The 11,659-nt window shown below is 62.7% G+C and carries 14 protein-coding genes and 1 pseudogene (1 of these 15 cut by a window edge); 9 read left to right on the top strand and 6 right to left on the bottom strand.

What is annotated here, in order from left to right; all coding sequences use genetic code 11:
* Positions 1-1,097 (top strand): cysteine desulfurase-like protein (locus tag EOB49_RS22625; RefSeq protein WP_245472792.1); only part of this gene is annotated, 1,097 nt, incomplete at its 5' end.
* 15 nt (positions 1,098-1,112) lie between these two features.
* On the opposite strand, the gene EOB49_RS22620 is transcribed toward EOB49_RS22625, so the two are convergent.
* From EOB49_RS22620 to EOB49_RS22600, 5 genes are read right to left on the bottom strand one after another with little or no spacing between them, the layout of a single operon-like run.
* Positions 1,113-2,141 carry a histone deacetylase family protein gene (locus EOB49_RS22620; protein ID WP_127382275.1) on the bottom strand — a complete coding sequence of 343 codons (1,029 nt, stop codon included), beginning with the start codon at positions 2,139-2,141 and terminating at the stop codon, positions 1,113-1,115.
* Entirely contained in the window at positions 2,138-2,653 is a 516-nt protein-coding gene (locus EOB49_RS22615) for a GNAT family N-acetyltransferase (RefSeq protein ID WP_127327577.1), read from the bottom strand. Before EOB49_RS22615 ends, EOB49_RS22620 begins: the two co-directional genes overlap by 4 nt.
* A gap of 12 nt (positions 2,654-2,665) precedes the next feature.
* Complete coding sequence (locus tag EOB49_RS22610) at positions 2,666-3,595, bottom strand: 3-keto-5-aminohexanoate cleavage protein (protein WP_127382274.1); 930 nt, start codon at positions 3,593-3,595, stop codon at positions 2,666-2,668.
* Positions 3,596-3,599: 4 nt separating this feature from the next.
* Complete coding sequence (locus tag EOB49_RS22605) at positions 3,600-4,979, bottom strand: aspartate aminotransferase family protein (RefSeq protein WP_127382273.1); 1,380 nt, start codon at positions 4,977-4,979, stop codon at positions 3,600-3,602.
* 1 nt (position 4,980) lies between these two features.
* On the bottom strand, positions 4,981-6,624 hold the full coding sequence (locus tag EOB49_RS22600) for a N,N-dimethylformamidase beta subunit family domain-containing protein (protein WP_127382272.1): 1,644 nt from the start codon (positions 6,622-6,624) through the stop codon (positions 4,981-4,983).
* Positions 6,625-6,779: 155 nt separating this feature from the next.
* Between EOB49_RS22600 and EOB49_RS22595 the strand changes: the two genes are divergently transcribed.
* From EOB49_RS22595 to EOB49_RS22565, 7 genes are all read left to right on the top strand, one after another.
* Positions 6,780-7,028 carry a ParB N-terminal domain-containing protein gene (locus EOB49_RS22595; RefSeq protein WP_127269873.1) on the top strand — a complete coding sequence of 83 codons (249 nt, stop codon included), beginning with the start codon at positions 6,780-6,782 and terminating at the stop codon, positions 7,026-7,028.
* A 128-nt stretch (positions 7,029-7,156) separates the two neighbouring features.
* Positions 7,157-7,642, top strand: a complete 486-nt coding sequence (locus tag EOB49_RS22590; protein ID WP_127382271.1) for an SRPBCC family protein — start codon at positions 7,157-7,159, stop codon at positions 7,640-7,642.
* Between the two features lie 43 nt (positions 7,643-7,685).
* Complete coding sequence (locus EOB49_RS22585; protein WP_127382270.1) at positions 7,686-8,642, top strand: alpha/beta hydrolase; 957 nt, start codon at positions 7,686-7,688, stop codon at positions 8,640-8,642.
* A 40-nt stretch (positions 8,643-8,682) separates the two neighbouring features.
* On the top strand, positions 8,683-8,850 hold the full coding sequence (locus EOB49_RS22580) for a hypothetical protein (protein ID WP_245472791.1): 168 nt from the start codon (positions 8,683-8,685) through the stop codon (positions 8,848-8,850).
* 186 nt (positions 8,851-9,036) lie between these two features.
* Complete coding sequence (locus EOB49_RS22575; RefSeq protein ID WP_127382269.1) at positions 9,037-9,234, top strand: hypothetical protein; 198 nt, start codon at positions 9,037-9,039, stop codon at positions 9,232-9,234.
* 188 nt (positions 9,235-9,422) lie between these two features.
* Positions 9,423-10,295, top strand: a complete 873-nt coding sequence (locus EOB49_RS22570; RefSeq protein ID WP_127269867.1) for an undecaprenyl-diphosphate phosphatase — start codon at positions 9,423-9,425, stop codon at positions 10,293-10,295.
* 76 nt (positions 10,296-10,371) lie between these two features.
* On the top strand, positions 10,372-11,160 hold the full coding sequence (locus EOB49_RS22565; protein ID WP_127327552.1) for a phosphodiester glycosidase family protein: 789 nt from the start codon (positions 10,372-10,374) through the stop codon (positions 11,158-11,160).
* Positions 11,161-11,232: 72 nt separating this feature from the next.
* On the opposite strand, the gene EOB49_RS37880 is transcribed toward EOB49_RS22565, so the two are convergent.
* Positions 11,233-11,508, bottom strand: coding sequence for a hypothetical protein (locus EOB49_RS37880; RefSeq protein WP_245472789.1), 276 nt, complete (start codon positions 11,506-11,508; stop codon positions 11,233-11,235).
* Here EOB49_RS37880 and EOB49_RS22560 point away from each other — a divergent pair.
* Positions 11,507-11,659, top strand: a pseudogene (locus EOB49_RS22560) (GH25 family lysozyme) (it continues 820 nt past the right edge of the window). The gene EOB49_RS37880 and the pseudogene EOB49_RS22560 overlap by 2 nt on opposite strands.

Genomic DNA, 11,659 nt, shown 5'->3' with positions numbered 1-11,659 from the left:
ATTTCGAAACGACGATTGCCGCACAGCAGGTCGTCGATGAAGCACATCAGGCGATGGCCGATTTCCTTGGCGCCACCAGCCCCGAGGAAATCATCATCGGCGCCAACATGACGACGCTGACCTATCACATGTCGCGCACGCTCGGCCGCACGATGCAGCCCGGCGACGAGATCATCCTCACCCGCATGGACCATGAGGGCAATGTATCGCCCTGGCTGCAACTGGCCGAGGACCTCGACCTCGTCGTGCGCTGGCTGCCGTTCGACGAAACGAGCTGGCAGGTCGAGGAGGCGACGCTGGCTGGTCTGTTTTCGGAGAAGACACGGCTGGTCGCGTTGAACTACGCCAGCAACCTGACCGGCTCGATCAACCGGGTGAAAGCGCTGACCACCATGGCAAGGAATGCCGGCGCGTTGGTCTATGTCGACGCGGTCCAGTTCGCGCCGCACGGCCTGATCGACGTGCAGGAACTCGGCTGTGATTTCCTGATCTGCTCGGCCTACAAATTCTTTGGTCCGCATATGGGCATATTGTGGGGCCGGCGTGATGTCATCGAAACGCTGGAGCCCTACAAGTGCCGCTGCTCTTCCAACGGTCTGCCGGAGCGGTTCGAACTCGGCACGCCTCAGATCGAACTGATGGCCGGCCTAACGGCGGCGGTTGACTACTTCGCCGACCTTGGCGCGGCGGCAGGCGAAGACGGTTCAAGAAGGCAGAAGATCGCCAAGGCGTTTGCGGTTTCGATCGCCTATGAAAACCCGCTGGCGCAACAGCTGATCGATGGCCTGTCCGATATCGAGGGCCTGACCATCCACGGCATTACCGATCCGAAGCGGCTCGGCGAGCGCGTGCCGACGGTTTCCTTCACCGTCGATGGCATCGTGCCCGAAACGATCGTGCGGCAGATGAATGCCGAAAACATCTTCCTGTGGTCCGGCCACAACTACGCCTGGGAGATCGTCCACCAACTCGGCATTCCAGCCGAGCATGGCGTCGTGCGCATCGGCATCGCCCACTACAACACTGCAGCCGAGATCGACGAGACGCTGGAGAGCGTACACCGTGTGATCGCCATGCTCAGGCAGCAGCGCTCCTGACGCTGGCTTGAGCACTCACCGCATCTTGCCGCCGAAGCCGGTGAGGAACGCAGTGAGATTGTCGCCGAGTTCGTCGCAGAGATAGCCGCCTTCCTGGACGATGACCGTCGGTAGATCGAGCTTTGCGATAGCCTCGCCGATGCGCGAGAAACCCGGCGTCGTCATCGAAAGTCCACCGAACGGATCGCCCTCGAACGCGTCGAGGCCGAGCGCCACGACCAGCGCGTCGGGCGAAAAAGCGCGGATACGCTGTAACGCCACCGCGAGCACTTCGAGAAACGCCGCATCGGCGGATTTGCGCGGCAGCGGCAGGTTGAAATTGTAGCCGAGGCCTAGCCCTTCGCCGCGCTCGTCGGCATGGCCCCAGAAGAACGGATAGAAGCGCACGGGATCGGCATGCAGCGAGACGGTCAGCACATCCGGCCGTGCGTAGAAGATGCCTTGCGTGCCGTTGCCGTGATGCAGGTCGACATCGAGGATCGCCACCCGTGCGGCCTGCTTATGCAGAACCCGCGCGGCGACGGCCGAGTTGTTGATGAAACAGAAGCCGCCGGCGACATCGGCAAAGGCGTGGTGACCGGGCGGGCGGCACAGCGCGTAGGCGGCCGGCGCGCCTGACATCACCGCCTCGGCCGCATCGACCGCGCTCCAGGCGCTCCACAGCGCGCTTTGCCAAGTCTCGCCCGATATCGGGCAAGCGGTGTCGGCCATGTGGTAGCCGGCCTGGCCGACCGCCGAGGCCGGGTAGGAGCCGTTACGCGCGATCGGATGGATGTTGGGGATCACTTCGGCCGAAGCGCCCTCGATACGCTGCCAGCGCGCGTAGATATGCTCGAGGAAATCCAGATATTCGGGCGTATGCACCGCCGCGACCGGACCGAGCCCATGATTGCGAGGCCGCTCGATCGTGCAACCCGCAGATAATGCGCCGGCTAACAATCTCTCGACGCGCTCCGGCTGTTCCGGATTGGGCTGCGGCGCACCGCTTGACAGGAAGGCCTTGGGGTCGTGACGCTTTTGTTCCTCGGCATAGAAGGCTTTCATTTGTGATCCCCGTTTTCCGGCGCGTCGGCGAAGGCAAAGAAGGCCTCGCCGATGATTTTTTGGGTCTGCTCATAGCTCGACCAGGCGATGCCCAGCCTTTCGTAGAAAGTCTTGGCGCCTTCATTGTCGGTGTCTACCGACAGCCGGAGATAGACGCCGCCTTCGTTCCGGCACTGCGCCGCAACATGCCGCAACAGCCGCTCGCCGATCTTGCGGCCGCGAAACCGGTCCTCGACATAGAGGTCCTGCACATAGACGCCAGGCCGCCCCATCCAGGTCGAAAAGATCGGGAAATGCAGGCAAAGCCCGGCAAATTCCCCGCCGATTTCGGCGATCAGGGTCGAAAAGGCGGGTTTTTCGCCAAAGCCGTACGTTCTGAGATCGTCCGGCGTCGAGATGATCTCCTCGGGCGCGCCGATATGCGTGCCGAGCTTCAGGATCGCCGCGTGGATGGTTTCGACGTCGTCGATCCGGCCGGGGCGTAAGAGGACGTCATTGGATGTTGGATTGATCACGGTCGTCTCTCAAAACGCCACCCGGTCGCCGCCCTTGAGCGCCAGCATGTCGCGCGCTTCGGTTGGCGTTGCAACCTCCAGAGACAGCCCGTCGAGAATGCCACGGATGCGGCGCACCTGGTCGGCATTGGATTTCGCCAACTGGCGGCCATCATAGAGACTGTCTTCCAGCCCGACCCGGACATTGCAGCCCATCGCCGCGGCGATCGAAATCAGCGGCATCTGCTGGCGGCCGGCGGCCAGCACCGAGAACTGGTAGCTGTCGCCGAACAATTTGTCGGCGATCCGCTTCATATGGACGAGGTTCTCCGGGTCGGCGCCGATGCCACCAAGAATGCCCAGCACGAACTGAATGAACAGCGGCCCCGACACCAGCCCGCGGTCGCGGAAATGCGCCAGCGAATAGAGATGGCCGACATCGTAGCATTCGAATTCGAAGCGCGTGCCGCAGCCCTTGCCCAGCCGCTCCAGCACGCCCTCCATGTCGGCGAAGGTGTTCTTGAAGATGGTGTCGCGCGTCGCTTCGAGCAGCTTGGGTTCCCACTCGTGCTGCCATTCCCTCGGCTTGTCGAGCATCGGGAACAGCGCGAAATTCATCGAACCCATGTTGAGCGAGCACATTTCGGGTTCAGCCCGCAAAGGGGCTGCCAGCCGCTGATCGAGCGTCATCAGCGACGAGCCGCCGGTAGTGATGTTGATCACCGCATCGGTCGCCTGTTTGATGCGCGGCAGGAACTGCATGTAGACGTCCGGATCGGCGGTCGGGCGGCCATTCCTCGGGTCGCGGGCGTGCAGATGCAGGATCGACGCGCCGGCTTCGGCCGCCGCGATCGCCTCCGCCGCGATCTGGTCCGGCGTCACCGGCAGATAGGGCGACATCGACGGCGTGTGCACCGAGCCGGTGACAGCGCAGGTGATGATGACTTTTCGCGAGACCATGCTTTTACCCTTCGACCGGCAGGTCGAGCTCGGAGGCCAGAACCTCCAGCGAGTCGCCGATGATGGAAACGATCTCGCCGACCTGTTCGCTGGTGACGATCATCGGCGGCGCGACCATGAAATTGTCGCCGTCGACGCCACCCTTGACCCTGCGGCCATAGATGATCAGCCCGCGCTCATAGGCGAGGTCGAGCAGCCGTTGCGTGGCTTTCTTGGTCTGGTCGATCGGCCTCAGCGTCTCGGGATCGGCAACCATCTGGGCGCCGGTGAGCAGGCCCTTGCCACGCACGTCGGCGATGAACGGAAACCGCTTCGCCAGCCCCTTCAACCCGTCCATCAGCACGTCGCCCATGGCAGCCGCATTGGCGATCAGGTCGAGCCGGTCCATTTCACCGAGCACGGCAAGCCCGGCGGCGCAGGCCAGCGGATTGCCGGCATAGGTGTGGCCGTGCTGGAAGCCGCCGGAGTCAAGCAGCGGCTGCACCAGCCGCATCGGGGCGGCGAGCGCGCCAAGCGGCGCATAGCCCGAACCCAGCCCCTTCGACAGCGCGACGATGTCGGGCTTGCAGTTCCAATGGTCGCCGCCTAGGAATTTGCCGGTGCGGCCGGCGCCGCTCATCACTTCATCGTGGATGAGCAGGATGCCGTAGCGGTCGCAGATCTCGCGGATGCGCGGATAATAGCTGTCCGGCGCGACCAGTGCCGCGGTCGCCGCACCGCCGATCGGCTCCATGATGAAAGCGACCACGCTGTCTGGACCTTCCGCAAGAATCTTCTCCTTCAGCATGTCGGCATAGCGGATGCCGCGCTGTTCCATCGAGAGATTGTCGCGGTCGCGCCAGGCATTCGGCGCCGGCACGGTCGGCATCGCCCGCATCATCGGCTCGAACGTTTCTGCCAGCGCATCGTCGCCGGTGATCGAGAGCGAACCCAGCGTGCCGCCATGATAGGAGGGGAAGCGGGTGATCACCTTCCAGCGGCTGGCCTGGCCGGTGGCGACGGCCCATTGCCGCGCCAGCTTGATGCAGGATTCGGTCGCTTCCGAGCCGCCCGAAACGAAGAAGATTCGGTCCATGCCTTCCGGCAGCTTGCCTGCCAGTTCGCGTGCCAGCTCCTCCGCCGGCTCGTTCTCGAAATGCAGCCGATAGGCAAAGGTGGCGCGGTCCATCTGCCGCTTCATGGCATCCAGCACATTGTGGTTAGAATGGCCGATATTGGCGACCATCGGGCCGCTCGAGCCGTCGATGAAGCGGCGGCCGTCCTGCGTCCACATATAGATGCCCTCGGCGCGGTCGATCAGCGGCCGGCGCAGGCTGGACAGATAGAACAGATGCGAGTCTCGCCGGGCGTCGGTGGCTTGCGCGGCGGTCTGGACTTTCGACATGTCAGGGCTTTCCGAGATAACGATCGAGGACATTTTTGGTGACGCGTTCGACCATCGGGTCCTGTCTTAGCAGGCCGGCGACCCATTCGCAGCTTCCAGCGTGGAACACCTCGCCCTTGCCGCGCGGGAAATTGACGATCATGCCGTTGCCGCGTTTGACCTTTTCCAGATTGGCGTCGCTCGCCTCGCCGAACAGCGTCTCGGCGGTGAAGCGGCCATCCTCGTCGGTGAGGAATTGGTCCTCGATCGGGATATCGGCACTTTCCTCGACCTGGGATGCCATGCCGACCGCGAGAACCTGCAGGCCGTCTGGCGCGCCGCTGGTGGCGGTCGGGTAGGGCAGGCCGCCGCGTATCTCGAAGTCGAGCCCGTCGACCTCATAGCCATAGACATGGCTGTCGGCGCCCAGCAGGTCGCCATAGTAGATGCCGGTGCCGGCAAAGGCCCAATGCTCGGGCCGGTAGACCGGAAAGCCGCGCACGCCGCGCGGCGCGCAGCCGCCCCAACCGGTATAAACCCCGCGCGTCGCATTGAGCCCGAAGGTCGCCGAACCCGGCCGGCCGATTTCCGGCGCTTCCCAGGAATTGGTGGCGCGGGTGACGTCGCCGCCTGGGAGATAGGCCGGGTCTTCGGCACGCGAGCGATATTTGTAGCAGACCTGCCGGCGGCCCTCGTCCTCGAGCCGCGTCTGCCACATGAAGTTGCCGGCAAAGCGTGCGGCATGACCGCCACGCTCGACATAGGCGTCGACCGCATCGCGCATTTCCCAGGTCCAGTATTCGTCATGGCCGACGAAGACGGCACAGTCGTAGCCGTCGAGAATTTCCGGCGAAAAATGCAGATCATGCTGGCTGGCGAGATCGACTTGATAGCCGGCTCGCTCGGCAAAGCGGAAGAAATGGCTGTCATAGCTGGCCCAACCCGACGAGGCGTACTTTTTCGAATGGCCTGTGGCGAGCGCCCATTCCATGTGCGGATAGCGCGGGATCGTCTTGGGCGGGACGGCGACTTCCAGCGGCACGCGCGGCGCATCTTTCGGCAGCACGACGAAGCCGCGGCACCAGGGGCGTTGCGTCGACAGGATGGGCGAATACTGGTTGCGATCCGGCCCGGTGATGCCCTGGTAGTGGTTGGAGCCGCCCCAGGTGTTGTAGGCCAGCCATGTGCCTGTCGCCGCCACCTGCAGCACACGGCCGGGTTTACGGCCGGGCTGCGGGCTGACGATAAAAATATGGTGGCATTGGATCGGCTTGCCGTCGCGCCCGTCGGCGGTCAGCGTGACCCGATAGGCGCCGGACGGCCAGTCCGCCCCGACGCGAAATTCGAAGGATGCGTCCCAGCCGCAGCCTTCAGCCGAACACTGGTCGGGTGTGTCCTGCCGGCGTGCCGCGATGCCCGATTTCTCGAACACTTTGGTTTCGCTGCCGCCATCCCGGATGATTGTCATGCCGAACGTCGCAGCTGTCGAACTGACATGCAAAGCCACTGTCTCTCCGGCGCGATAGGAAAACCGGTCGCTGTAGCACCAGATCTCGCCGCGCTCGCCATCCATCCCCGGCCATTCGTAATAATGGCCACGCACCGCGTGGCGGCGCTGCTCCGGCGTCAGTCCGAAATCGGGGAATTCGGTCGGCAGATGGGTCATGAACACCTGAAAAGGTCGAGGGCCGCCATTTCGGCGATCTGCCGGTCACGCGTCAAATAGAAACGATCGGGCCAGCATTCGCTAGCCGCACCCTTGGCCGCCTCCATCAAACGGACTATCTCAGGGGAGGCGGCGTTTCCGCCAGGGGGGTCGGCATGCTCAGAGTGCAAAAGGTCAAGGTCGACGAGATCTACGTGCCGACGGCGCGCAAGAAGACGCTGCATCCCGAGACCGTCCGCCATCTGGCCGAGGACATTCTGGAAAACGGCATGAAGACGCCGATCCAGGTCCGCCATGACGGCAAGCGCCACATCCTCGTCGAAGGCCTGCACCGGCTGGAGGCGGCAAGGTGGCTCGGCGAGACTGAGATCGAGGCTTATCTGGTGCAAGCCAAGCGCCACTGACACGTCCTTCGTTCCCCGCGGACTGACGCGGAGCAGGGACTCATCGCAAAATTTTTGCGGGCGATGTCGGTTTGCGGTTCATCGGCTCGTCCTTGGGACGGAAGCCAGATCAAACGCAGGACGCCATCATGACCATCAAGCTCGACATCGCCCCCACCAACGAGCGTGAACTGGTTCTCGCCCGCATCATCGATGCACCGCGCGAAAACGTCTATCGCTGCTGGACTGACCCGAAACTGATTACGCGCTGGTTCTCGCCAAAGCCGTGGACGACGCCGCGCGCCGAGATGGATGTGCGCACCGGCGGCTCGAGCCTTGTCGTCATGGCTGGCCCGGACGGCAACGAATTCCCCAACCCGGGAGTCTTCCTCGAAGTCGTTCCCGGCAGGAAGATCGTCTTCACCGACGCCTACACAGAGGCTTGGCAGCCTTCGGAAAAGCCGTTCATGACCGTCGCGCTGACCTTCGAGGACGAGGGCAACGGCAAGACCCGCTACATCGCTCGGGTCAGGCACTGGAGCGTCGCCGACCGCGAACAGCATGAGAAGATGGGTTTCCACGAGGGTTGGGGACAGTGCGCCGACCAGCTCGAAGAACTCGCCAAAACGCTTTGATCCGCATGACGCTCTGATACCGGCATGACGAGAGGAGATCGATATGTCCAAAACCCTGTTTTTCGCCATTCTTGCTTCGGTTGCAGCGCTCGTTGGCTGCCCAGGCACCACCAATGCAGAGGAGACAAAACCCGCCATGACGACTGAGACGAACGCACTGCCGAAGCCGGAAAAGTCCGGCCTGCTGCCGATCAACGGCCTGAATTATTATTATGCCATCTATGGCAAGGGCGAGCCGCTGCTTCTGCTGCATGGCGGTCTCGGCACCTCGGATATGTTCGCGCCGATCCTGCCGAAACTTGCCGAAAACCGCACCGTCATCGGCGTCGACCTGCAGGGCCACGGCCGCACCGCGCTGGGCGACCGCCCATTCACCGTGGAGGCGATGGGCGACGACATGGCCGCCATCGTCAAGGCGCTCGGCTATGACCAGGTCGATGTCATGGGCTATTCGCTGGGCGGCGGCGTCGCCTTCCGCATGGCCGTCCAGAATCCCGAAGCGGTGCGCCGCCTCGTCCTGGTATCAACCGGCTACGCCACGGACGGCTTCTATGACGAGATGCGTCCCCAGCAGGCACAGGTGAGCGCGGCCGCGGCTGAGTTCATGAAGGACACGCCGATGTACAAATCCTATGTCGCGGTGGCGCCGCATCCGGAGGAGTTCCCGAAGCTCCTCGATGCGCTGGGCGGCTTCATGCGTCAGAACCGCGATTACGCGGCCGACGTCGCCAAGCTGAAGATGCCGGTCATGCTGGTCTATGGCGACAGCGATATGTACAAGCCCGAACACGAGATCAAGTTCTATCAGATGCTCGGCGGCGGGCTGAAGGATGCCAGCTGGATGCGCGAGAACCTGTCGCAAAACCGCCTGGCGATCCTGCCCAACCGCACCCACTACGACACTTTCTTCGCCCCCGAACTGACGGCCGCCGCGCTGCCGTTCCTCAACGGCCAGACCAAGGTCAAAACCTGGGACGAGGTCGTCGGCGAAACGGAGTGAACGCCAAAGCCGCCGGCTGTTAGCGGGCAACCGGCATTCCATGGCAGCGATGACGGCTTTCGGCGTCATCGCTTCACCCCCACTCGCATGGCTCGACGATCCCACGGTTTTCAAGCCGCAAATGCATGTTTTCACGGGCTCGAAGCAGCCCTGGGTGGTGCTCGATGACAGCCTGCCGAAATACGAAGGCGCCCCTCCGCCAGGCTAATTTTTCCCTTCTCCCCTTGTTGTGGAAGGAAGTGGATCGACGCGCAGCGCCAAGGGCCAGGGGAGAGCGCAAGCATGGCCAAAATTTAATCCAAATCGACACGAGATAGCCGGCAAAGCGTCATTGGCGGGCCATCATTGTCTCCCTATTTATGGGTCGCGGGTACGGCATTCGAGGAGACGACGGATGAACGACAGCATCATCACCCTGGACGAGCTTTTGAGCGATCCGATGGTCCTGCTTGTGATGGAGCGCGATCGTGTGCGCCCCGAACAGGTGCGCATGCTGCTCGAACGGGCTCGCCGGCCTTCGACCGATGAGCCCGAAGTGCCGCCGGCGCATGTGATCGCCAGGACATGCCAGAAACTCTGGCTCTGCCCGTAGTCGCTTTGCGATTTTCGCTGTGTATCTCAAGCCGGCTCCAAGGTGGGCCGGTTTCGAACGGCGTGCACTTCGGCACGCCAGCTTACAAATCCGTAAATTGATTATCCGGCCCATGACGATAAGGCTTGCCCGGGATTGACCCATGGTCGGTCCACGCAACTCCGATCTCTCATGCACGGAATTCGATTTTGGCCGATATCTGCACACAAGGCCTGGATACGGGCTTCGTCGGCCTAGGGTTCGCCAAGGTGGCGTTCCTCGGCGTGGTGCAAGGCATCACCGAACTGTTGCCGATTTCCTCGACCGCCCATATGCGCATCGTGCCGGCCGTGCTCGGCTGGCAGGATCCTGGCTCCGCCTTCTCCGCCGCCATGCAACTCGCGGCTCTTGCCGCGGTGGTCAGCTATTTCTGGAGTGATGTCAGGAATATCCTGTTTGGTTCTTTCAACGCTCTGGCGCGACGCGATTTCGCCGACCGGCATTTCAAGCTGGCGCTCTGGATCGTGCTGGCGACGATCCCGATCGTCATCGCCGGCGTGGCGCTGTCTGGCGTGCTCAACGCCTGCAATTCGCCGCTACGCAGCCTGACGGTGATCGGCTGGGCCTGCATCGCAATGGCGATCCTGCTGGCGCTGGCCGAGATCTTTGCCCGTCACCGGCGCAGCATGGGGGGTGCGTCGCTGACCGATGCGCTGCTCGTCGGTGTTGCCCAGATCGGCGCACTTGTCCCCGGCGTGTCGCGCTCGGGCTCGACCCTGACGGCGGCATTGGGGCTCGGCTTCAAGCGGGCCGAGGCGGCGCGCTTCTCATTCCTGCTCGGGCTGCCTGCCATCGCGCTCGCCGGCCTCAAGGAACTCTGGGAACTGCACAAGGTCCATCTCGACGCCCATGGCTGGTCGGTGCTTGCTGTCGGGCTGGTCGTTGCGTCGATCTCCGCCTTCTTCGCCATATGGGGGCTGATGCACGTGCTGGAGCGTTTCTCGGCCTGGCCGTTCGTCATCTATCGCGGCCTGCTCGGCATCGTCTTGTTGTTGAGCGTCGCCATGGGATGGCTTGCCTAAGTCCAGAGCCTTTCACAGTCTCGCTTAAAACAGGTTATATCCGTACCGGACCTCGAACTTCGATTCCGGTAAGCGCATGGATTTCCTGACCCTCCTGCAATCATTGCCGTTGCTGCTGGCATTGGCCAAGGGCGCACTGCCGTCGGTGGCGGCATTTGGCATGGGATTTGGCCAGTGGACCGCTTCACTGCCGCCATGCCGGGACTTCACCTTCGAGGCGACCAGCTATCTCGTTTGCGAGGTCGATCCAAAACGATATCAGCTCGAGCTGTTCTGGAAGGATGCGGCGGGCAAGCCGTTTCAGTCGCTGCACAATCTGCATGCCACGCAACAGGCGGCAGGGCGCACCATGCTGTTCGGCATCAATGCCGGTATGTATCACCCGAACCTCGCGCCGGTCGGCCTCTATGTCGAGCGTGGCCAGGAGATGGCCTCGGTGAAAACGGGATCGGGAAGCGGCAATTTTTCCCTGCAGCCGAACGGCATTTTCTACATGCGCAACGGCAAGGCCGCGGTCCGTGCCACCAGGGATTTCGTGAAAAGGCGCCCGACAGTCGACTATGCGACGCAATCGGGGCCGATGCTGGTGATCGACGGCAAGCTGCATCCAAAATTCCAGGCTGACGGCACTTCACGGAAAACCCGCGACGGTGTCGGGGTGCGAAAGGACGGCGTCGCGGTTTTTGCGATTTCGAATGGCTCGGTGACCTTCCATGCCTTCGCCCGTCTGTTCCGCGATGCGCTCGGCTGCGACAACGCGCTGTTCCTCGACGGCACGATATCAAGCTTGTTTGCGCCTGCCATCGGCCGCAAAGACGACTATTGGAATCTCGGGCCGATGATCGGCGTTTTCAAAAAATCCTAGCCGGTTTCCATCGCGCTTGCCCGCACGCGGTATGGGCGAAAAAAACTTGATTCAAACTTTATTGGTAATTTCTCATTCATAACTGATCTGGTTTGTCCGTCGGCTGTCGTTTTGCCCTCGGTCTGTTGTGTTTTGAGTACAGGTCCAGATGCGGATTCCGGGCGTCGTCAGTTTTTTGATCGCATCGCTATGCGTTGCCGGCTGCTCGTCGACGGCCGGCGTCGACGCGCTGGATTTGCAGAAACCGTCCAACGAGACCACCAGTTCCGTGATCCGGCCGCCGGCACCGATCGCCGCTGCTCCGGCGGCAAGGGGCAACAGGGCGGCAAGGGCCGGATTGGCTCCCATGTCTGACAACGGTCCGGGGGAAAAAACGCGCCCGTTCGGTTTGGCGGAGGAGGAAGAGACAGGGGTGTTTGCCGCACCCGACGTGCCTGATCCCCAAGTGCCTGATGTCGACGAGCAGCCGGCAACGCATAGCGATGCGATCAAAAAACTG

Origin of the sequence: Mesorhizobium sp. M7A.F.Ca.MR.148.00.0.0, from assembly GCF_003997735.1 — a bacterium.
GTDB lineage: Bacteria > Pseudomonadota > Alphaproteobacteria > Rhizobiales > Rhizobiaceae > Mesorhizobium.
This window is presented reverse-complemented; position numbering and strand designations above follow the sequence as displayed.

Bases quoted from the DNA above. Each gene is read 5' to 3' on its own strand.
- EOB49_RS22605 (WP_127382273.1), bottom strand. From the start codon at position 4,979: ATGTCGAAAGTCCAGACCGCCGCGCAAGCCACCGACGCCCGGCGAGAC.
- EOB49_RS22600 (WP_127382272.1), bottom strand. From the start codon at position 6,624: ATGACCCATCTGCCGACCGAATTCCCCGATTTCGGACTGACGCCGGAG.
- EOB49_RS22590 (WP_127382271.1), top strand. From the start codon at position 7,157: ATGACCATCAAGCTCGACATCGCCCCCACCAACGAGCGTGAACTGGTT.
- EOB49_RS22595 (WP_127269873.1), top strand. From the start codon at position 6,780: ATGCTCAGAGTGCAAAAGGTCAAGGTCGACGAGATCTACGTGCCGACG.
- EOB49_RS22580 (WP_245472791.1), top strand. From the start codon at position 8,683: ATGGCAGCGATGACGGCTTTCGGCGTCATCGCTTCACCCCCACTCGCA.
- EOB49_RS22620 (WP_127382275.1), bottom strand. From the start codon at position 2,141: ATGAAAGCCTTCTATGCCGAGGAACAAAAGCGTCACGACCCCAAGGCC.
- EOB49_RS22575 (WP_127382269.1), top strand. From the start codon at position 9,037: ATGAACGACAGCATCATCACCCTGGACGAGCTTTTGAGCGATCCGATG.
- EOB49_RS22610 (WP_127382274.1), bottom strand. From the start codon at position 3,595: ATGGTCTCGCGAAAAGTCATCATCACCTGCGCTGTCACCGGCTCGGTG.
- EOB49_RS22565 (WP_127327552.1), top strand. From the start codon at position 10,372: ATGGATTTCCTGACCCTCCTGCAATCATTGCCGTTGCTGCTGGCATTG.
- EOB49_RS22585 (WP_127382270.1), top strand. From the start codon at position 7,686: ATGTCCAAAACCCTGTTTTTCGCCATTCTTGCTTCGGTTGCAGCGCTC.
- EOB49_RS37880 (WP_245472789.1), bottom strand. From the start codon at position 11,508: ATGGGAGCCAATCCGGCCCTTGCCGCCCTGTTGCCCCTTGCCGCCGGA.